This window comes from Rhodopseudomonas sp. BAL398 (genome assembly GCF_033001325.1).
In the GTDB taxonomy this organism is placed as follows: Bacteria; Pseudomonadota; Alphaproteobacteria; order Rhizobiales; family Xanthobacteraceae; genus JARJEH01.
Genome location: NZ_CP133111.1, coordinates 3,936,074 through 3,956,754 on the forward strand (window position 1 = coordinate 3,936,074; position 20,681 = coordinate 3,956,754).

The 20,681-nt window shown below is 67.2% G+C and carries 20 protein-coding genes and 1 riboswitch; of the genes, 12 read left to right on the forward strand and 8 right to left on the reverse strand.

All coding sequences use genetic code 11. The features are described from left to right. Positions 1-49 precede the first annotated feature (49 nt). Both RBJ75_RS18510 and RBJ75_RS18515 read right to left on the reverse strand, forming a co-directional pair. Positions 50-745 (reverse strand): DUF938 domain-containing protein, encoded by a 696-nt coding sequence (locus RBJ75_RS18510; protein ID WP_276156449.1) that lies wholly within the window; start codon positions 743-745, stop codon positions 50-52. Continuing rightward, positions 738-1,622 carry an ABC transporter substrate-binding protein gene (locus RBJ75_RS18515; RefSeq protein ID WP_080901228.1) on the reverse strand — a complete coding sequence of 295 codons (885 nt, stop codon included), beginning with the start codon at positions 1,620-1,622 and terminating at the stop codon, positions 738-740. The genes RBJ75_RS18510 and RBJ75_RS18515 overlap by 8 nt, the downstream gene beginning before the upstream one ends. A gap of 179 nt (positions 1,623-1,801) precedes the next feature. Then, a riboswitch (cobalamin riboswitch) is annotated at positions 1,802-2,012 on the forward strand. Between the two features lie 112 nt (positions 2,013-2,124). On the opposite strand from RBJ75_RS18515, the gene RBJ75_RS18520 reads away from it, so the two are divergent. The 3 genes from RBJ75_RS18520 to RBJ75_RS18530 all read left to right on the forward strand — a co-directional run bounded on the left by RBJ75_RS18520 (position 2,125) and on the right by RBJ75_RS18530 (position 4,903). Continuing rightward, positions 2,125-4,161: a TonB-dependent receptor plug domain-containing protein gene (locus tag RBJ75_RS18520; RefSeq protein ID WP_044417048.1), complete on the forward strand. Its 2,037-nt coding sequence runs from the start codon at positions 2,125-2,127 to the stop codon at positions 4,159-4,161. A gap of 210 nt (positions 4,162-4,371) precedes the next feature. Beyond that, positions 4,372-4,599: a hypothetical protein gene (locus RBJ75_RS18525; RefSeq protein ID WP_052629044.1), complete on the forward strand. Its 228-nt coding sequence runs from the start codon at positions 4,372-4,374 to the stop codon at positions 4,597-4,599. Between the two features lies 1 nt (position 4,600). After that, positions 4,601-4,903, forward strand: a complete 303-nt coding sequence (locus RBJ75_RS18530) for a hypothetical protein (protein WP_044417046.1) — start codon at positions 4,601-4,603, stop codon at positions 4,901-4,903. 340 nt (positions 4,904-5,243) lie between these two features. Here RBJ75_RS18530 and RBJ75_RS18535 read toward each other — a convergent pair whose 3' ends face one another. Beyond that, positions 5,244-5,486, reverse strand: a complete 243-nt coding sequence (locus RBJ75_RS18535) for a hypothetical protein (RefSeq protein WP_044418449.1) — start codon at positions 5,484-5,486, stop codon at positions 5,244-5,246. A gap of 195 nt (positions 5,487-5,681) precedes the next feature. On the opposite strand from RBJ75_RS18535, the gene RBJ75_RS18540 reads away from it, so the two are divergent. Further along, positions 5,682-5,852, forward strand: coding sequence for a hypothetical protein (locus tag RBJ75_RS18540; protein WP_173427400.1), 171 nt, complete (start codon positions 5,682-5,684; stop codon positions 5,850-5,852). A 139-nt stretch (positions 5,853-5,991) separates the two neighbouring features. Further along, positions 5,992-7,209, forward strand: coding sequence for an MFS transporter (locus RBJ75_RS18545; protein ID WP_044418451.1), 1,218 nt, complete (start codon positions 5,992-5,994; stop codon positions 7,207-7,209). Between the two features lie 154 nt (positions 7,210-7,363). Here RBJ75_RS18545 and RBJ75_RS18550 read toward each other — a convergent pair whose 3' ends face one another. Continuing rightward, entirely contained in the window at positions 7,364-8,635 is a 1,272-nt protein-coding gene (locus RBJ75_RS18550) for an MFS transporter (RefSeq protein ID WP_276156583.1), read from the reverse strand. 233 nt (positions 8,636-8,868) lie between these two features. Here RBJ75_RS18550 and RBJ75_RS18555 point away from each other — a divergent pair, with 233 nt between their 5' ends. The 4 genes from RBJ75_RS18555 (at position 8,869) to RBJ75_RS18570 (ending at position 13,603) form a co-directional block, all read left to right on the forward strand. After that, entirely contained in the window at positions 8,869-9,606 is a 738-nt protein-coding gene (locus RBJ75_RS18555; protein ID WP_080901180.1) for an ABC transporter ATP-binding protein, read from the forward strand. Beyond that, positions 9,603-12,068, forward strand: coding sequence for an FtsX-like permease family protein (locus tag RBJ75_RS18560; protein ID WP_276156584.1), 2,466 nt, complete (start codon positions 9,603-9,605; stop codon positions 12,066-12,068). Before RBJ75_RS18555 ends, RBJ75_RS18560 begins: the two co-directional genes overlap by 4 nt. After that, positions 12,058-13,137 (forward strand): lipocalin-like domain-containing protein, encoded by a 1,080-nt coding sequence (locus RBJ75_RS18565; RefSeq protein WP_044405657.1) that lies wholly within the window; start codon positions 12,058-12,060, stop codon positions 13,135-13,137. The genes RBJ75_RS18560 and RBJ75_RS18565 overlap by 11 nt, the downstream gene beginning before the upstream one ends. A 73-nt stretch (positions 13,138-13,210) precedes the next feature. Next, positions 13,211-13,603 carry an MAPEG family protein gene (locus tag RBJ75_RS18570; RefSeq protein WP_044405655.1) on the forward strand — a complete coding sequence of 131 codons (393 nt, stop codon included), beginning with the start codon at positions 13,211-13,213 and terminating at the stop codon, positions 13,601-13,603. 200 nt (positions 13,604-13,803) lie between these two features. On the opposite strand, the gene htpG is transcribed toward RBJ75_RS18570, so the two are convergent. The 4 genes from htpG to RBJ75_RS18590 form a co-directional block, all read right to left on the reverse strand. After that, the gene (htpG, locus tag RBJ75_RS18575) at positions 13,804-15,687 is read right to left on the reverse strand and encodes a molecular chaperone HtpG (RefSeq protein ID WP_044405654.1); all 1,884 of its coding nucleotides are present in this window, start codon (positions 15,685-15,687) and stop codon (positions 13,804-13,806) included. A 373-nt stretch (positions 15,688-16,060) separates the two neighbouring features. After that, positions 16,061-17,410, reverse strand: a complete 1,350-nt coding sequence (locus RBJ75_RS18580) for a sensor histidine kinase (protein WP_044407948.1) — start codon at positions 17,408-17,410, stop codon at positions 16,061-16,063. Next, on the reverse strand, positions 17,407-18,072 hold the full coding sequence (locus RBJ75_RS18585) for a response regulator transcription factor (protein WP_044407945.1): 666 nt from the start codon (positions 18,070-18,072) through the stop codon (positions 17,407-17,409). Before RBJ75_RS18585 ends, RBJ75_RS18580 begins: the two co-directional genes overlap by 4 nt. Continuing rightward, positions 18,072-18,452 carry a PepSY domain-containing protein gene (locus tag RBJ75_RS18590; protein ID WP_044407942.1) on the reverse strand — a complete coding sequence of 127 codons (381 nt, stop codon included), beginning with the start codon at positions 18,450-18,452 and terminating at the stop codon, positions 18,072-18,074. Before RBJ75_RS18590 ends, RBJ75_RS18585 begins: the two co-directional genes overlap by 1 nt. 259 nt (positions 18,453-18,711) lie before the next feature. Between RBJ75_RS18590 and RBJ75_RS18595 the strand changes: the two genes are divergently transcribed. The 3 genes from RBJ75_RS18595 (at position 18,712) to RBJ75_RS18605 (ending at position 20,601) form a co-directional block, all read left to right on the forward strand. After that, complete coding sequence (locus tag RBJ75_RS18595; protein ID WP_044407940.1) at positions 18,712-19,131, forward strand: DUF1924 domain-containing protein; 420 nt, start codon at positions 18,712-18,714, stop codon at positions 19,129-19,131. Between the two features lie 10 nt (positions 19,132-19,141). Next, a complete protein-coding gene (locus RBJ75_RS18600; protein WP_052628859.1) occupies positions 19,142-19,618 on the forward strand; it encodes a diheme cytochrome c in 477 nt (158 codons plus the stop codon). 287 nt (positions 19,619-19,905) lie between these two features. Continuing rightward, positions 19,906-20,601, forward strand: coding sequence for a VIT family protein (locus RBJ75_RS18605; RefSeq protein ID WP_044407938.1), 696 nt, complete (start codon positions 19,906-19,908; stop codon positions 20,599-20,601). Positions 20,602-20,681 lie beyond the last annotated feature (80 nt).

Here is a 20,681-nt window from a genome sequence, read left to right on the forward strand (position 1 = left end):
GCGAAGCGGCATTTCATGCCGCATCGCGCCCGGGACACGGTGCTTCCCCTCAGTCGGCCGGCGCGCGCGCAAAGCCGAGCAGCAGATTGTTCGCCGGCATCTCGACGGTCTCGACCAGGGTGAGGCCGGCGCCGGAGGCCAGCGCCTGCACATCGGCGAGATCGCGGACGCCCCATGCGGCATTGGCCTCGCGCAGGCTGGTGTCGAACACCGCATTGCTGAGCGCGGTGTGGTGGCCGTCGCGCTTGAACGGGCCGTACAGATACAACCGTCCGTCCGGCCGCAGGCAGCGCCCGGCGCCGGCGAACAGCCCTTCGGCGACCGGCCATGGCGCGATGTGAATCACATTGGCGCAGAACACGGCCAGCAGCGGCCCAGGTCCGGCGCCACCACCGTCGCCGTCGCCCAGCTGCGCGCACCAGGCCGGATCGGCGAGGTCGATCCGCCGCGGCGCCCGGACATTGTCGAGGCCGGCATGGGCCCGCCACGCCGCGATGCTGGCCAGATGCTGGTCGTTGAGATCGCTCGGCCACCACACGATGCCCGGATGCTCGCGGGCGAATTCAACCACATGCTGGCCGGTGCCGCTGCCGGCCTCCAGCACGTCGCCGGATCGGCCGCGCAGGAACGGCGCCAGCGCGGCGCGGATCGGCTCGTGATTGCGATGGAACGCGCGCGCGTCGAGCCGCCCGTCGGGCTCGACGCGGCTGCCATCCTTGCCGAATTCCACCACATAATCAGCCATGGTCGCGCTCCTGTTGTTCGATGCGGGTCAGTTCGGCGATCAGCCGATCGAACGCCTCCGCCAGCGATCCGCCACCGCACACCGCCAGCCGCTCCGGCAGCACGATACGCTTGGCCCGCGGATAGAAATGCTGCAGCGCCGGATGCAGCAGGAAGGCGCGGCCGCCATCCTCGGCGACATCGCTGGCGTCCGCCACCAGCAGCAGATCCGGCCGCGCCGCGACGATCGCCTCCAGCGAGGCGAAGCCGCCCTGCCCCAGGCCGAGCTCGCCCGCCGCGTTGGCGAGCCCGGATTCGGCGAACAGCAGGTCGATCAGGCTGCCGCTGCCCGACACCCAGCCGCGCCGCCACAGCGGCAGCACCCGCAGCGGCCGGTGCGCGATCGCCGCATGGGCCCGCGCGATCGCGGCATCGAGCCGGGCGATTTCGGCAGAAGCGCGGTCGGGATGTTGCACGATCTCGCCCATCCGCCGGATCTGGTCGCGGATCTCGCCGAGCGAAGCCGGCACCACGTTGAATTCGGCGACCCGCAACCCGTTGTGTTTCAGCAATTCGCGGGTGCTGCGGCGGTCGTAACGGCCGGCCACCACGACGTCGGGCTTGAGCACCAGCACATCCTCGGCGCCGCCGGACAGCGCGCGATAGCGGCCGGCCTGCGCGGCCACCGCCGAGAGCGAGGCATCATGCGCAAACGGGCTGAGGCCGACAATCTGCGCCGGATCGGCCAGCGTGACCAGCAGCTGATCGGTGCAGACATTGAGCGAAGCAATCCGCGGCAGGCCGGCGGCCCGCAGCGGCGACACCGCGCAACCGACCACCAGCGCCGCGGCGAGCCACCCGCCCGCGCGGCCCGCCGCCGTCAAATTTCGCCCGATCATGCGCGCCATCTCTCGATCGCCATCCCCTGGTCGCGATGCCACCGCGCCCGGCCAAGGTCTTACAGCCTGCCTTGCACCCTGTCCTGTGACGTTCAAGCCACATCGGGACGAAAACGCACCGGCCGGCCCGCCGCGCCGCCAGCGCGCGCGAACGGCGAATTGACAGGCCGGATCACAGCCTCCTAGATCGTCGCGACGGTTCCCCTCGGGGATCAAAAGGGAATGCGGTGCGGACGGCTCCAATCGGGGCGGTTCAATGCCGCGGCTGTTCCCGCAACTGTAAGCGGCGAGTCTTGCGTCCGATGCCACTGGGAATCTCGGTCCTGGGAAGGCGACGCCAGAAACAACGACCCGCGAGCCAGGAGACCTGCCGTCAATCGTGGTCACACGCGAAGATGTCGGTCGGGAAGTGCAGACATTGGCAACATCGGAGCGCGCAAGCGCAAGGATGAACCCTCATTCGCTGTGACGTGCCACACCCGTCAAGCCGAGGTTCAATCCGATGTCGTCCCGTTATCCTGCCGCAAGGCGAAGCTCCGCGCTGTCGCGCGCCTGTCTCACATCGACCATGCTGGTGTCGATCCTGCCGCCCTGCGTCGCGCAGGCCCAGCAGGCCGATGCGACCACCGCGCTGCCGACCCTTGTGGTCAGCGCCACCCGGCTGGCCACGCCGGCGGAGCAAATCGCCAGTTCGGTGACGGTGATCACCTCTGAAGAGTTGGAACGCGACCAGAGGCGAACGGTCTCCGACGCCCTCACCATGGTTCCGGGCCTCAATGTGGTGCGGACCGGCGGCCCGGGAGGATCGACCTCGGTCTTCATGCGGGGCACCAACTCGAACCACGTCAAGGTGCTGATCGACGGCATCGACGCCGGCGATCCCAGCAAACCGAATGGCGCGTATGATTTCGCCAATCTGCTGACCGCCGACATCGAACGGATCGAAGTCCTGCGCGGGCCGCAGAGCGGGTTGTACGGCTCCGATGCGATCGGCGGCGTGATTTCGATCACCACCAAACGCGGCCAGGGCCCGGCCAAACTCACCGGCACGCTGGAGGGCGGCTCGTTCGGAACATTCAACCAGACCGCCCGCGCCGCCGGCTCTCAGGGCAATCTGGACTACGCCTTCAACGTCGCGCATTTTCGCTCCACCGACGTCGCGGTGACGCCCCGCGATCTTCTGGCTCCGGGCCAGCAGCGCATCAATGACAGCTACGACAACCAGACTTACTCGACCAAGCTCGGGGTTCAGGCCAGCGACGATCTCGCCTTCAGCTTTGTCGGCCGCTATTCCGATGCCTCCAAGGGCTTCACCGGCGACGATTACTCGCACTATCCGAACACATTTCCGGAATCGCTGCAGAGCAACATGGTCAGCCATGACTTCCTGACCCGCAGCGAAGCCATCTGGTCTCCGCTCGGCGATCGCTTCAAGAGCACGCTCGGCTTCAGCTACTCCAACCAATGGAATCGCACCGTCAATCCCAATGCGGATTTCACCACCAATAACCAGACCTTTGCATACGGCATCGCGCCGCCGAGCTCCTATCGGGGCGAGCGGACGAAATTCGACTGGACCGGCGTGGTCGACGCCGGATACGGACAGAAGGTGGTGCTTGGGCTGGAACGCCAGGACGATTCGATTCGCACCAATTCGACCGGAGACTACGACCTGAGCGGCGCCTACCAGCAGCTCGGCACCACCGCGAGCACCGGCAACAGCGCCGGCTTCGTCGAATTGCAGTCGGAATTCACCAAGAACTTCTTCCTGGTCTCGAATATCCGCTACGACGACAATGACAGCTTCGGCGGACACACCACCTGGCGGGTCGCGCCGACCTTCATCGTGCCGTACACCGACACCAGGCTGAAGGCGACCTATGGCACCGGGTTCAAGGCGCCGACGCTGATGCAGCTCTATGTCAATAACCCGGCCTACTACACGATTGCCAATCCGGCGCTCAAGCCGGAGACCAGCAAAGGCTACGATGTCGGCTTCGAGCAGCCGCTGTTTCAGAACCGCGCCAGTTTCGGGGCGACCTACTTCAACAACGAGATCACCGACCTGATCTCGATGACCGGATACGACCTCGCGCTCGGCGGCTATTCCTACGAGAATGTCGGCCTAGCGAAGACCTACGGCGTCGAATCATTCGTCGCGCTGCAGGCGACCGAGACGTTGCGTTTCCGCGTCGATTACACCTACACCCACACCCGCGACGAAGACAGCGGCCTGCGCCTGCGGCGCCGTCCAGACAACAAGGTGACGCTGTCGGCGATCTGGAACCCGATCGAGCGCGCGACACTCTCGGCCTCGATCGTCCATACCAGTTCATGGCTCGACTACGACCGGTTCGGCACCACGCTGCTCGACGCGCCGTCCTTCACGGTCGTCAACCTGGCCGCCAATTACCAGATCGACGAGCACGCCACGGTGTTCGGCCGGATCGATAACCTGTTCGACAAGACCTACCAGGTGCCGGTGGGCTTCCTGCAGCCCGGGCTGGGCGTCTTTGCCGGCATGCGCCTGAGCAACTGACGCGAGCGGCCAGGGCGATCGGCAGACCCCGCCGCCGCCAAGGCGGCCGGGTCTTGCCTGCGCGGCCGCGGTCCGCTGCGATATCCGGGATTGTTCGCGGCGAATTAGGCCTTTTGCCCCCTATTCGGGCAAAAAGCTGCGGCGGGCGCCGATTTGTGCTATGAGGAACCAACGACGACGTCGTCATTTCCCTCTATCATTCGAGGACCCATGGACACGGAACCGAAATCGGCTGCCGAACTGAAAGAAATTCGTCAGAATCGCAAGGCTGCCCAGCAGGCCGAGGGCATCAAGGCGATGGCCGATATCGCCGCCGAGGATATCGCGATCCGCAAGCGCACCGAGACCCTGCGGGCGATGCGGCTGGCCAAAGAGGCCGCCGAGCTCGAGCAGCCGGCGGAACCTGCTGCCAAGGCCAAAAAGAAGAAATCGACCTGACATGACAAAAGAAGACCGAGACCGCGCCGAGGCGCGCTTCAACAAGGCGGCCAAGGCCTCGCAGGAGGCCAAGGCCGACAAGAACGACCGCGACGCCTCGACCAGGGCCGTGCTCGACAATATGGCCAAGCTGAAGGCCGCGCGGCTCGCCCGCGAAGCCGCCGAACCGCCGCGCACCGCCGCGGTCAAGAAGGTCCGGGCCAAGCCCGGCGCCACCAAGCCCGGCGGCAAGCCCGCCAAAAAGGTGACCCCGGTGCTGTCCGAATGGCTGGCGGGTCAGCAAAGCGGCGGTCGCAGGACCTGAGAGTCGGACTGAAAAAGAGCCAATAAAATCGATAAAACTGGATTTCGTCATTGCGAGCCGAGGACGGCGCATCGCGCCGTCCGACCGCGAAGCAATCCAGGGGCGCCAAGCACAGACTGGATTGCTTCGTCGCAACAGCTCCTCGCAATGACGACCGTGAAGCCTCGATCTATTGATGCCTTTTTAAGTCGGCCGCCAAGGCCGACCTGATCCCCACCCGGTTCTCATCAGAGTCCCACTTGGCACGGCAAAGCCCGCGGCAAAGCGCGGGTTCGCGTCGCAAGCATCATGAATCGCAAGCCGATGGAAACGGATCGGCGGGCGGGCGGTCCGGTAAGGGTCAGACCGGCGCCGGCCACTCGATCATCGAGCGGGTCTTGGTGACCGCGTCGTAGACCTGCACCTGCAACATCTGATACTTGTTCTTCAGCGCCATGGCGGCCTCTTCGGCGGCCTCGACGGTGTCGTAATGCGACTTGAAATGACCATCGACGACCAGCGAATAGCCTTCGGTCGGCGCCTTGTCGGCACGGACGATCTTCTTCGGCTGCGGTTCGTCGAGTTCAAGTTTCGGCTTTTTCATTGTCTCTCCTGGTGCCGCGAGAATCGGCTCGCGGGTGGCTTCCCTTTACACCGATCGTGCTGGAAAATGCAGGGAAGATTGCGGGGAAGCGGTCAATATGCCCGACAATGGCGGTCAGATTGAGGTCGAACCGATGCCGGATTCGGGCGGCGCCTGGCGCTATGTCCGGCTCCGGCCGTAACAGGACCAAGCTCCATGACGCGGATCAGTAAAACCACCGGCTGCACCAAAGCCGTTAAGGTCAAGGTCAAGGACCAACAGCCGGCGAAGCGACCGCCGCCGACCCAGCCGGACGACGACCCTTATGAGACCGGTGACATCGCCGCGCCCGAGCGCGACCGCGACGATGAGCAGCGCGGCCTGTAGGCCGCCGCTGTCGGCTCCTCTGCTGCGCTGCGGTAAGCAAAACCGCATGCATCGGCGTCGATAGACGCAAGCCGGCCGTCGGCATTAGATTGCCGGCGCGGCCCGCGGTGCCGTCCCCACAACGGAGTTTGCTGTCACCATGGTCGATGTCACGGCCGGATCGCAGAGCGTGCCCGGCAATCCGGCGCTGCGCACGCTTGGCGCGATTTCCACCGCGCATTGGGTCAGCCATTTCCACATGCTGGTGCTGCCGATGCTGTTTCCGTTCCTCAAGCAGCAGCTCGGGGTCGGCTTCGTCGAACTCGGCTTCGCGATGACCTTGTTCGCCGTCGTCTCGGCGCTGACCCAGGCGCCGATCGGCTTCGTGGTCGACCGGATTGGCGCCCGCGCGATCCTGATCTGCGGGCTGTGCCTCGGCGGCCTCGCGCTGATCATGCTCGGCCTGCATCTGAGCTATGCCTGGCTATTGGCCTGCGCGGTGCTGCTCGGGCTTGCCAACAGCGTCTATCATCCGGCCGATTATGCGATCCTGTCGGCCCATATGGATCAGAGCCGGATGGGCCGGGCGTTTGCGATCCACACTTTTGCGGGCTTTCTCGGTTTCGCGCTGGCGCCGGCGATCATGGCGGCGCTGGTCGCCGGCGTCGGCGGTCGCGGCGCGCTGATCGCGGCCGGCGCCGTCGCCCCGCTGGTGGCGCTGTTGCTGATCGTCGCCGGCACGCCCGACGCCGTCGCGGCCCGGCCGCAAGCCGGCGACGCCACGCCAGGCAGGCCCAGCCTGCTCAGCCCGACCATCATGGTGCTGACGGTGTTCTTCATGCTGTTCAGCCTGTCCAGCGCCGGCATCAGCAATTTCGGCGTGGTGGCGCTGATGTCCGGCTATGGCAGCTCGTTCCCGGCCGCCAATATCGCGCTGACCGCGTTTCTCGGCGCCAGCGCGCTCGGGGTGCTGGCCGGCGGCGTGCTGGCCGACCGCACCGGGCGCCACGGTCAGGTCGCCGCCGCCTGTTTCGCGCTCAATGCCGGCGTGGTGCTGGTGATCGCCATTGTGGCCATGCCGGCGATGGTGCTGACCGCCGCATTGGCGCTGGCGGGATTTCTCAGCGGCGTGATCGCGCCCTCGCGCGACATGCTGGTCCGTGACGCCGCACCACCGGGCGGCGCCGGCCGCGCCTTCGGCATCGTCTCCACCGGCTTCAATGTCGGCGGCATCATCAGCCCGCTGCTGTTCGGCTGGATCATGGATCAGGGCCGGCCGCATTGGGTGTTCGGCGCCTCGGTGCTGTTCATGGTCCTGACGGTGGTACTGGCGCTGATCACCGACCGCCCGCGCCAGCGCGGTCGCAGCGAGGCCTGATCGCGTCATTGCGAGCCGAGGCCGGCGCGCAGCGCCGTCCGACAGCGACGCAATCCAGGGGCCGCAAGTGAAGACTGGATTGCTTCGTCGCAAGCGCTCCTCGCAATGACGGCGTTGAGACCTGATTTGCTGATCGGTTGTTTCAGCCGGCCACTCAGGCAAATCGCGGCGCCGGGGCCTGACGCAGCAGCCGCGCCCGCTCGCTGTTCGGCCATAGCAGCAGCAGCCCGAGCAGGCCGGAGACGATCATGATCGCGGCGTTGATGGTGAAGCCGGTGAGGTAACCGGCGAGCAGGCTGGGCGCGTGCTGGATCACGCTGCCCATCACCAGCGGCGCGACGATGCCGGACAGCGTATAGAGCCCGCCATAGATCGCGATCACCGCACCGCGCTGCGCCACCGGGGTGAATTCGGCCAGCATCGGCGGGCACACCACATAGATCGATCCGCACAGCCCCGATCCGATCACCAGCAGGGCGATTCGCGCTCCCGGCGCCTCCACATAGGGCATCGTCATCAGGATCAGCCCGCCGCAGATCAGCGGCGTGGCGCCGAGCACGCCGCGGGCGTGACGGGTCGACATGCCGCGCCCCATCAGCAGCTGCGACACCCAGCCGGTCAGCATCACCACGCTGGCGCCGAACACCCAGGGCAGCACCGAGATCCAGCCGGCGTCCTGCTGCGTAAAGCCCAGGCACTTGATGATGAATGGCGTGAACCAGGTCAGCCCCAGCGACAGCGCCCAATAGGCCCCGAAGGTCGCGGCGACGCAGCCGATGAAGGTCCGCGAGGTCAACAGCTGGAAATATGGCACGCGCGGATCGGCGGCCGCCATCGCATGGGTCTGCACCAGCGGGCCCTCCTTGCCCATCGCCAGCCAGGCCGCCGCCCACATCAGGCCGACGAGGCCGAGCGCGCCGAAGGCGTAGTGCCAGGAATGATTGACGATGATCCAGTTCAGCGACGGCACCGCCAGGATCACGCCGAACGCCGATCCCTGCGACAGCACCGCGGTCGGCAGCGTCCGCTTGTGGTCGGGAAACCATTTGTAGATCGCATGCGCCGCCACCGAAAATGCCGGCCCCTCGCCGGCGCCGAGGATGATCCGGCAGATCAGCAGCGTGGTGAAGCTGACGGTGCCGACCATCGGAAACTGCGCCAGCGCCCACACCAGCGCCATCACCAGCAGCACCCAGCGGGCATCGATCCGGTTGACGATGAAGCCGACGATGATCGCCGAGATCGAAAACAGGAAGAAGAACGACGAACCGAGCAGGCCGAATTGTTGCGGCTCAAGCTTGAGTTCGGTCATGATCGGCACGCCGGCGAGGCCAACCACGATCTTGTCGGCGAAATTCACCACCATGAACACGAACAGCAGAAAGGTGATTGTCCACGCGCCCTTCGGCGTTGGCTGCTCGATCATGCCGGCCTCCCCGCTATGTGATCGTCTCGTCCCATCATGGCCCTGTTGTCCGGGCTCGGCATGATGCTAGCCGCCAAATCGCCCGCCGGGCAATCTCGGATTTCGCCGAAATGCGTCGGCGCCCGAGTTGCGGTGCAACCGGCGCGGCCCATATGCCAAGGCAGACGCCGCCAGATGGAGAGACGCCGCATGCCCGCCAGCCCTGATCGCCGCGGCGCCCCCAGGGCGTCGGCATGACGCGCCGCGACGCGCAAGCCGCCGGCGCCCGCGCGATCGGCGCCGATCTCGGCGCTGCCGAACCGATCAGCTCCGCGCCGGCGCTGGGCGTCAACGCACTGACCAAGAGCTATCGTTCCGGACAGGAGCGCGTCAGCGTGCTGCGCGGCGTCGATCTCGTCGTCGCCGCCGGCGAGAGCGTGGCGCTCACCGGCGAATCCGGCAGCGGCAAGAGCACGCTGCTGCATCTGATCGCCGGGCTCGATCAACCCGATTCCGGATCGGTGCGATTTGGCGATACCGACATCTCGGCGCTGCCCGATGCCGGCCGCGCCGCGTTTCGCCGCGATCGGCTGGGCCTGGTGTTTCAGCAATTCAACCTGATTCCGAGCCTGAGCGTCGCCGACAATCTGGCGTTCCAGTCGCGCATCGCCGGCCGCCATGATGCGGCCTGGCACGCCGAGCTGATCGAGCGGCTCGGGCTCGGCGCCCTGCTCAAGCGCTATCCGGAGCAGCTCTCCGGCGGTCAGCAGCAGCGCGTCGCGATCGGCCGGGCGCTGGCGGTGAAGCCGCTATTGCTGCTCGCCGACGAGCCGACCGGCAATCTCGACGAGGCCACCGCCGACGAGGTGATGGCGCTGGTGCGCGATCTGGTCGGGCGCACCGGCTGCGGCTTCCTGATGGTGACGCATAGCGCGCGGCTGGCCGCGATGCTGGATCGCCGCGTCGATCTGCGCGCCGGGTTGATCCATTGAGCCGCGCGTTGTGGATTCTCGCGGTGCTGCTGAGCCATTGGCGAAGGCATCCGATGCAGCTCGCCACGCTGCTGGTCGGGCTGATTTCGGCGACCGCTTTATGGAGCGGGGTGCAGGCGCTCAATCAGCAGGCCCGCGCCAGCTATGATCGCGCCGCGGCGACGCTGGGCGGCGCCCGCACCGCCACGCTGGTCGGCCGCGACGGCGACACCATTCCGCAGCAACTCTTCGTCGATCTGCGCCGCGGCGGCTGGCCGGTGTCGCCTCTGGTCGAGGGCCGGGTCCGGATCGACGGCCGCTACGTCCGCCTGCTCGGCATCGAGCCGCTGTCGCTGCCGGTCGAGGCCAGCGCGGCGCCAGCGATCGGCCCCAAGGGCATGCAGGGCTTCCTGCTGCCGCCGGGCCAGACTCTGCTGGCGCCGGACACGCTGGCGGATTTGAAGCTCGGCGCGGGCGCCACGCCAACGCTCGCCAATGGCCGCACGCTGCCGCCGTTGACGGTGCAGAGCCAGCTCGCGCCCGGCGTGCTGGTGGTCGATATCGGCGCCGCGCAGCGCCTGCTCGAGATGCCGGGGAGGATCTCGCGATTGTTGGTCGGCCGCAAATCCACCGGCGCGCGCGCGCCGCTGCAATCGATCGCCGGCGATCAGCTGCGGCTGGTCGAGCCCGACGCCGAGACCGATCTGGAGCGGCTCACCGACAGTTTCCATCTCAACCTTACCGCCTTCGGGCTGCTGTCCTTCCTGGTCGGGCTGTTCATCGTCAATTCGGCGATTGGCCTGGCCTTCGAGCAGCGCCGGCCGATGCTGCGGACGCTGCGCGCCTGCGGCGCCTCGGCGCGGCTGCTGAATTCCGTGATGGTGCTCGAACTCACCGCGCTGGCGCTAATCGCCGGCCTGATCGGCCTGGTCTGCGGCTATGTCATCGCCGCGACATTGCTGCCCGACGTCGCCGCCAGCCTGCGCGGCCTCTATGGCGCGCAGATCCCCGGCGAATTGAGCCTGCGGCCGCAATGGTGGTTCGCCGGCATCGCCATCAGCGTGATCGGCGCGCTGGCGGCGGCCTCGACCAGCCTGTTGAAGGCGATCCGGCTGCCGATTCTGGCCGCCGCGCAGCCCTATGCCTGGCAGCAGGCGCAGCACCGCTGGCTGCTGGCGCAGGGCGCAGCGTCGCTCGCCGTGTTCGGTGCCGGCATCGGATTCTGGCTGTTCGGCGATTCGCTGTTATCCGGTTTCGCCGTGCTGGCCGCGATCCTGCTCGGCGCAGCGCTCGGCCTGCCGGCGATCCTTGGCCTGGTGCTGTATCTCGGCGAGCGCAGCACGGCGCGGCCGCTGCCGCGCTGGTTCTGGGCCGACAGCCGGCTGCAACTCTCTGGACTCTCCTTGGCCTTGATGGCGCTGCTGCTGGCGCTCGGCGTCAATGTCGGCGTCGGCACCATGGTCGAGAGCTTCAGCCGCACCTTCAATGGCTGGCTCGACGGCAGATTGGCCGCGGAGGTCTATCTCAACGCATCGAGCGATGCGCAGGCGGCCGAGATCAAGGCCTGGCTGCGCGAGCGCTCCGAGGTGCAGGCGATCCTGCCGCGCGGCCGCGCCGAGGTCGAGGTCGGCGGCTGGCCGGTCGAGCTGATCGGCTTTGCCGACCACGCCACCTATCGCGACCATTGGCCATTGCTGCAATCCGCCCCCGATGTCTGGGACCGCGTCGCCAGCGGCAATGCCGCTTTGGTCAGCGAGCAATTGGCGCGCAGGCTGAAGCTCAAGCTCGGCGATCGCATCAGCGTGCCGACCGGCAGCGCCGGCTGGCCGCTCGAGGTGGTGGCGATCTATGCCGATTACGGCAATCCGAAGGGCCAGGTCAGCGTCGCTTTCGACGCGCTGATCGCGCATTTTCCAGCAATCGCCCAGACCGCCTTCGGACTGCGCGTCGCGCCCGCGCGGGTGCCGGCGCTGGTCGAGGCGTTGCGCGCGCGCTTTCAGCTCGACAATCGCAGCCTCGCCGATCAGAGCGTGCTGAAGACGGAATCCAAGCGGATCTTCAGCCGCACCTTCGCGGTGACCACGGCGCTGAACGCCTTCACCCTCGGCATCGCCGGCGTGGCGCTGCTGACCAGCCTGCTGACGCTGAGCAATGCGCGGCTGCCGCAGCTGGCTCCGCTGTGGGCGATCGGCATCACCAGGCGGCGGCTGGCGCTGATCGAATTGATGAAGACGCTGTCGGTGGCGCTGATCACCGCGCTGCTGGCGCTGCCGCTCGGCCTGCTGGTGGCGTGGTGCCTGATCGCGGTGGTCAATGTGAAGGCATTCGGCTGGCGACTGCCGTTCGAAGTATTCCCGCTACAGCTGCTGCAATTGCTCGGCATCGCCATGCTGGCCTCGTTGCTGGCTGCGCTGCCGCCGATCCTGAAGCTGATGCGGATGCAGCCGGCGAAATTGGTGAAGGTGTTTGCCGATGAGCGCTGATACCAGGCTCACGCGCCGCGGCTTTGCCGGCGGGTTGATGCTGCTCGGCATGGGCACCGCCGCACGCGCCCAGGGCTTTGCCGGCCTCGGCAGTGCTGCGACCGGCTTTGCGCCGGTGGTCCCGGGCCGTCAGCTCACCTTTCCGGCCGACCACGGGCCGCATCCGGATTTCCGCATCGAATGGTGGTACCTCACCGCCAATCTGACGGGTGCCGACGGCCGCGCCTACGGCGCGCAATGGACGCTGTTTCGTCAGGCGATGGCGCCGGGGCCGCAGCGCGAGGGCTGGGCCAATCAGCAGATCTGGATGGGCCATGCGGCTGTGACCAGCGCCGACACCCATCGCTATGCCGAGAGCTTTGCCCGCGGCGGCGTCGGCCAGGCCGGCGTCACCGCGACGCCGTTTCGCGCCTGGATCGATGCCTGGCAGATGCGCGGCGGCGCCGCCATGGCGGCGATGACATTGTCGCCGCTCGACGTGGCGGCCGCCGGCGCGGATTTCAGCTACGCGCTGAAACTGACCGCCGAGCAGAAGCTGGTGCTGCAGGGCGATCATGGCTACAGCAAGAAATCCGAACGCGGCCAGGCGTCCTATTACTACAGCCAACCGTATTTTACCGCGAGCGGACAGCTGACCATCGACAACAAGCCGATCGCGGTGACCGGCCAGGCCTGGATGGACCGCGAATGGTCGAGCCAGCCGCTGGCCTCCGACCAGACCGGCTGGGACTGGTTCTCGCTGCATCTGCAATCCGGCGACAAGCTGATGCTGTTTCGGCTTCGCCAGGCCGATGGCCGTAACTACTTCGCCGGTAACCGGATCGGACGCGATGGCCAGTCGACGCCGCTGCCCGCCGATTCAATCGCGATCGATCCGACCGATTTCACCATGAGCGGCGAGCGCCGCCTGCCGACCGGCTGGCGCATCCGCCTGCCCGGGCTCGCCATCGAGACCACGCCACTCAATCCGCACAGCTGGATGGGCACCGCCTTTCCCTATTGGGAGGGCCCGATTGTTTTCAGCGGCAGCCAGAGCGGCAAAGGATATCTTGAGATGACCGGCTATTAGGCTAGTCTGGCGCCACACCCGGCCGTGCCGGCAAAGAACCAAGAACAAGGCAACGATCCCAAAGGGAGAGACGATGTTTCATTTCACCGCGATCGCCACGCTGCTGGCCGTGATGTTCTATTTCTATACCTCGATGCAGGTCGCCCGCGCCCGGGTCGCCTATGGGGTCAAGGCGCCAGCGATCAGCGGCAATCCGGATTTCGAGCGTATCTTCCGCGTCCAGGCCAATACGCTGGAATGGATGCCGATCTTCCTGCCGTCGCTGTGGCTGTTCGCGCTCTATCTCAGCGACGTCTTCGCCGCCGGCATCGGCCTGGTCTGGGTCCTCGGCCGCGTCATCTACATGGTCGGCTATGCGGAAGCCGCCAGCAAACGCGGCGCCGGCTTCGCCATCCAGATGGTCGCCGCCGGGCTGCTATGGGGCGGCTCGATCTATGGCGTGGTCTCGACCATGCTGAAGGCGTAACGCGCGGGGGCACTCCGCTGTCGGCACCAATGCTCCACGCTCGTGCCTCCAAGGCCGTCATTGCGAGGAGCTCTTGCGACGAAGCAATCCAGCCTGTGCCTATCGCCCCTGGATTGCGTCGCTGTCGGACGGCGCTTTGCGCCGCCCTCCGCTCGCAATGACGACTACGCGAACGCCAGTTTGTCGCTCACAGCCCGCAACTAACCATGCGCCTGCGGCACGCCTTGTAGCACCAGCCGGTTGAGCCGCGCCGCGAACGCCGCGGGGTCGTCGGGTAGTTCGCCGTCGAGGATCTGCGCCTGTTCGAACAACAGCAGCGACAGGTCGGACGCATCGGCGGCATTGGCCTTGGCGGCGCCGACCGCCGCGACCAGCGGGTGGCGCAGATTGATCTCCAGCACCGGCTTGCTGCCGGCGCCCTTATTGGCGCGCGCCAGCATCCGCTCCAGCTCGCGGTCGGGGCCGAAGCCGCCGGCGATCAGGCAGGACGCGCTCGAGGTCAGCCGCTGCGAGGCCTTGACGTCGGAGACGCGCTCGCCGAGTGCATCCTTGATCACCGCGATGATGCTGGCCTCGTCGGTCTCCGCGGCGGGCGGGGTCTCGGCGCTGTCGTCGAGCTTCGGGATCAGGTCGAAATTGAGATCGCCCTGGCTCAGCGATTTCAGCGGCTTGCCGGCGAAATCCAGCGGCGCCGAGGTCCAGAACGCATCGACCGGATCGGTCAGCAGCAGCACCTCGATGCCGCGCGCGGTCGCCGATTCCAGCTTCGGATTCGATTTCAGCCGCTCGATCGAATCGCCGACCAGATAATAGATCTCGGTCTGGTTCTCTTTCAGCGCCTCGACATATTGCTTCAGCGAGCGGTTGTCGCCGGCGGTGGTGGTGAATGTCGCCAGCGCCAGCAATTTCTCGCGGCGCTCGAAATCCTCATAGATGCCTTCCTTGATCACCGGGCCGAAGGCGTCCCAGATCTTGGCGAAGGTCTCCGGCTCCTTCTCGCGCAGGCTTTCGAATTCGCCGATCACCTTGCCGGTCACCGCCTTGCGGATCTGTGCCAGCTGCGGATTGTTCTGCAGCATCTCGCGCGACAGGTTCAGCGGCAGGTCCTCGGAATCGATCACTCCGCGGATGAAGCGCAGATAGGGCGGCAGCAGGTCGGCATCGTCGGTGATGAAGACGCGGCGGACATAGAGCTTGATATGGCCCTTGCGCTGCGGCTCGAACAGGTCGAACGGCTTGGTCGATGGCGCGAACAGCAGCACCGCATAGGATTGCCGGCCCTCGGCGCGATAATGCAGCACCATCGCCGGCTCGTCATAGGCGCTGGCGATCTGCTTATAGGCCTGGTTGTAGTCCTCCGCGGTGAGGTCGGATTTGGAGCGCTGCCACAGCGCGCTGGCCGAATTGATCTGGCGCGGCTCGCCCTCTTCGGCGACCAGCTCGATCGGGAACTGGATATTGTCGGAATAGGCGCCGACGATGCGCTCGATCTCGAACGCCTCGAGATATTTGGCGCAGTCCGGCTTCAGATGCAGCACGATCTCGGTGCCATGCGTCAGCCGCGCCGCGGCCTCCTCGGAGGCCGGCGCGATCTCGAAGCCGGCGCCACCCGAGGACGACCAGGTCCAGGCCTCGGTGGAGCCGGCGCGCCGGCTGGTGACCACGATGCTGTCGGCCACCATGAAGGCGGCGTAGAAGCCGACGCCGAACTGGCCGATCAGGCTGGCGCCGTCCTTGGCCTCGGTGAGCTTGCTGAGAAAGGATTTGGTGCCGGATTTGGCGATGGTGCCGAGATTGTCGATCAGCTCCTGGCGGTCCATGCCGATGCCGTTATCGGTCACGGTCAGCGTATCGGGGGCCTTGCGCGGCGCGATGCGGATTTTCGGCGTCTCGCCGTCGGCCATCAGCTCGGGCTTGGCGATCGCCTCGTAGCGCAGCTTGTCGAGCGCGTCGGAGGCGTTGGAAATCAATTCGCGCAGGAAAATGTCGGTTTCGGAATAGACCGAATGCACCATCAGGTTCAGGAGTTCGGCGACCTCGGCCTGGAACGGCTGGGATTGTGGGGCGGTGTCGATCGTCGTCATGGAAATCCGCTCAATCTGAAAGGAAAGGGATGGCCCCGATATAGCGACCGGGCCATCGAACGCAAGATTTCCGGCCCCAACCGCGCCAAGGGGCGCCCCAAGCCTATCGCAGATGGATTTTCGCCGGTGATTACATCGGAGCTTTCTTCACCCTCCTCTGGAGGGGGAGGGTCGGCGGGTGCCGCGCAAAGCGCGGTGCACGCCAGGGCTCGCCTCGGCGAAGCGCAGCGAAGCCGGGTGGGGTGAGCCGCGGGCACGGCGGATAAACTCTTCGCCACCCCACCCCGCTCGCTGCGCGAGCGACCCTCCCCCTCCAGGGGAGGGTGATCCTCGTGGCGACCGCAAACTTCCAGCGATTGCCCTGCGCCGGCGCTCAGTCGGCGGGGCCGCAGCAGGCTTTCAGCCCGCCAAGCTCCGAATCGGTGAGCCGCAGGCTCCAGCCATAGGCCTCCAGCACATCCTGGACGATCGACAGGCCGAGGCCGGCGCCGCCGCGCTGATCGAGCCGGATGCCGCGGCCCAGCACCGCGTCGCGCGCCGCCGGTGCCACGCCGCAGCCATCGTCCTCGATGCAGACAAAGGCGCCGCCGGCGCCGTGGCCAGCGCTGATCCGGACCCGCGCTTTGGCGTGGCGGGTGGCATTGTCGAGCAGATTGCCCAGCACCTCGGCCAGATCGCTGCGGTCCAGCGGCAGCGACAGCGTGTCATCCACCTGGATCGCGAAATCGATGTGCTGGCCGGCGGGGGTGCGCGACAGGATGGTGACCAGCGAGCGCGCCAGCGGCGCCAGCGCCACCGGGACGATCTCGCCGCGCGTGGCGCCGCGCAGCCGGGCGCGCGCCAGCTCGCGGTCGACATGCCGGCTCATCGCCTCGCCGACCGCCTCGATATCCTGGGCCAATCTGGTCTCGCCGCGCTCGCGCAGCCGGCCCGCGTCGGAAGCCAGCGCCGCCAGCGGCGTCTTCAGCCCATGGGCGAGATCGGCGGCGCGGCCGCGCGAGCGTTCGATCTCCTGCTCCTGGGCTGCGAGCAGCGCATTGACCTCCTCGACCAGCGGCAGCACCTCGGACGGCACCGCGGTCGGCAGCCGGCGGTTGCGCCCCGAGCGGATGTCGGCGATGCCGTGCAGCAGCGCGCCGAGCGGCCGCAGCCCCAGCATCACCTGGACCGAGGTGGCCAGCGCCAGCACCAGGCCGAGCACGCCGAGCGCCACCATCAGATCCCTGGCGAAGGCCATGCCGGCCGCCGACACCCGCGCCAGATCGACCGCGACCGCGGCCCGGATCGGCAGCGCCTGGCCGCCATTGCTCAGGCTGACCTGGCGTTCCACCATCATCAGCCGGGCGCCGCCGGGGCCGCCGATCTGGTGATGGTGCTCCGCGCCCGGCCCGATATCGTCCATCGGCGCCAGCAGCGTGGTGTCCCATAGCGAGCGCGAGCGCAGCAATTGACCGCGGTCGTCGCTGACCTGCCAATACAGTCCCGACAGCGGATCGGCGAAGCGCGGATCGACCGGCGGCTGCGCCACTTCCAGATGGCCGTCCGCCCCGATCGTGATGCCGGCCAGCAGCTGCTTGAGGTGGACGTCGAGGTCGTCGACGATGGTGCGGGTGACGTGCCGCTCGAACAGGATGGTCAGCGCGACGCCGGCCAGGCTGAGCGCGATCAGGATCGCCGCCGCGCCGCCGGCGATCAGCCGCAGCCGCAGCGAATGGCGCGTCATTCCTCGGCACCCGCCACGATGTAGCCGAAGCCGCGCCGGGTCTCGATCAATTCGCTGCCGAGCTTCTTGCGGACCCGCCCGATCAGCACCTCGATGGCGTTGGAATCATGGGCGTCGTCCTGGCCGTAGATGTTCTCGCTCAATTCGTGCTGCGAGACGACGCGGCCGCGATGCAGCACCAGATAGCAGGCGAGGCGATATTCCAGCGGCGACAGCGCCACCGGCACGCCGCGCACCATCACCTTCATCTGGCGTTCGTCGAACACGATATCGCCGATGCTGATCACCGACGAGGCGTGACCGGCGGAGCGCCGTACGATCGAGCGCAGCCGCGCCAGCAATTCCTCCATCCGGAACGGCTTCGGCAAGTAATCGTCGGCGCCGGCGTCGATGCCGTCGACCCGCTCGGCCCAGCTGCCGCGCGCGGTCAGGATCAGCACCGGGATGCGGCGATCATTGCCGCGCCAGCGTTTCAGCACCGACAGGCCGTCCATGCCGGGCAGGCCGAGATCGAGAATGATCGCCGAATAATCCTCGGTGTCGCCGCGAAACCAGGCCTCCTCGCCGTCGCCGACGATCTCCACCAGATAGCCGGCCGCGCGCAGCCCGCGTTCGAGGTCGGCCGCGATTCTGGAATCGTCCTCGACCACCAGCACACGCATCACTTTTCTTTCGTGCGTCTGATGTCGCCGCTCTTGGCGTCGACATAGACCTTGAACAGCCGGCCGTCCTTGGCGATGACGCGGAACTCGTACATCCATTGATCGTGCTTGCGCTCGACCTCGACGCCGGTGATCTCGCCGGGCAGCTTGTCCTTGACCATTGCCAGCAGGTCGGCGAGCGGCTTGATCTCGCCCTGCTCGACCGCCGCGCGCACCGCGTCATGATCGGCGCGCCCGTCATGGTCCCCGCGCCCGCCATGATGATCGCGGCGATCGGAATGATCGTGCGGATCCGCCATGGTGGCGCCGGGCAGGCCGGCGGTGCCGAGCAGCAATCCGGCGGCAAGGACAGTGCGAAAGCTGGGAATACGCAGATGCATGAGGGCGCCGATCCTGGTTCGCTCGCCACTATGGCGAAGCCGGCCTGACAGCTCGCTGACATGGATCAAGCGCCGCCGTCCCGCCCCCGCGCCGGCAAGCTGACAGGACGCTGACAAGGCCGGTCAGACCGTCGTCAGCTCGGCCATGGGATGGTGCCGGAACCAGCCATCAGCTGACAGCCATGACCGTAGGCCGCCGGCCTGGTGATGGAGGACATGCCGCGGGGCCTCTCCTCCCCGCCTAGGAGATCGGACCGCCATGACCCGCAGCGCATCGAATGCCGCCGCCTTGCTGTTACTTGCGACCACCGCCTGGGCCGCCGGAATCAGCCCGGCGCAACAGGCCGTGCTGGATTCCTACCTGTCCGCCGCCGCCACCGAGCCGGGCTTCACCGCGGCGTCGGCGCAACGCGGCCGCGACATGTTCTTCTCGTCGCATAGCGGCGGCAAGGCCGAGACCTCGTCCTGCATCACCTGCCATTCCGCCGATCTGACCCGCCCGGGCCAGACCCGCGCCGGCAAGCCGATCGACGCGATGTCGCCGTCGGTGACGCCGACCCGCTTTGGCGACGCCGCCAATGTGGAGAAGTGGTTCAAGCGCAATTGCCGCGACGTGCTCGGCCGCGCCTGCACCGCGGCGGAAAAATCCGACCTCCTGACATTTCTCCTGACGCAATGAGGACGACGTTATGAACTTCCGACAGCTTTCGCTCGTGATGATCCCGGTGGCGCTGCTGGCCGTGCCCGCCGCGGCCGATGGCCTGATGATCCCGCCGGTCAAGGATCAGCTCGTCGCCAAGGAATGCGGCGCCTGCCACATGGTCTATCCGGCCGGCCTGCTGCCGGCGCGGTCGTGGGCGGCGATGACCGCCAGGCTCGGCGATCATTTCGGCGACAATGCCGAACTCGACGCCGCGTCGGTCAAGCACATCGCCGATTACCTCACGGCAAATTCAGCCGAGACCGCCGACCGCTACATCCTGCGCGGCCTGTCGCCCGACACCGTGCCGGCCCGCATCACCGAGCTGCCGATGTGGAAGCGCAAGCACGAAAAGCGCGACCGCGTCGCGCCGAAGGCACTGGCGCGCGCCGGCGCCAAATTCAAGGGCGACTGCAAAGCCTGCCACAAAGAGGCCGAGCGCGGCATCTTCGAGGACGACGATTGAACGTGCTAGCAACGTTTAACTCGGCTGATGCGCCAACCGCGGGTCATTCCGGGTCGCGAGCAGCGCAAGCTGCGCGCGAACCCGGAATCTCGCGGCAAGGCACGGCGGCGCAACGTCACAGACCGTTGCAAGATTCGGGTTCGCTCGGCCTGCGGCCTCGCGCCCCGGAATGACGGTACTCTTCGATTTCAAGCGCATCGCCTCTGCGGTAAACGATCTCAACTCGCCGATCATAGGGTGGACCTCTGATCGGATCTCGCCAACGCAACCACCAACAAAGGCCGGCCATGCATCCGATCCATCGCGAGAACCATTTGATCGAACGCATCGGCTGGCTGCGCGCCGCGGTGCTGGGGGCGAATGACGGCATCATCTCGACCGCCAGCCTGGTGGTGGGTGTCGCCGCCGCGGCGACATCGTCGAGCGAGGTACTGATCGCCGGCATTGCCGGACTGGTCGCCGGCGCGATGTCGATGGCCGCCGGCGAATATGTCTCGGTCAGCTCGCAGGCCGATACCGAAGCCGCCGATCTGGTGCGCGAGCGCGGCGAACTGGCCGAGTCACCCGACAGCGAACTCGACGAACTGACAACGATCTATATCGACCGCGGCATCGAGCCCGCGCTGGCGCGTCAGGTCGCCGTGCAGCTGACCGCCAAGGACGCCTTCGCGGCCCATGCCCGCGACGAATTGGGGCTGTCCGCCCATGTGGTGGCCCGCCCGGTGCAGGCGGCGCTGACCTCGGCCGCGACCTTCGCGGTCGGCGCGTCGCTGCCGTTGGCGATCGTGTTTACCGCACCGGCCGGATGGACCTCCGCGGTGGTGTCCGGCGGCTCGCTGGTCTGCCTCGCGGTGCTCGGCGCGGTCAGCGCCCGGGTCGGCGGCGCCGGCATCTGGAAGCCGACCTTCCGGGTGACGTTCTGGGGCGCGCTGGCGATGGCGGCGAGCGCGGCGATCGGCGCGCTGGTCGGCCACGCCGTGTAGCAGCCGCCTGACGGTTCGCTGACAGTGGCCAACAGGCTGCCGTCAGCCGCCATGGCGCAGGATCGATGCATCGCCGGGCG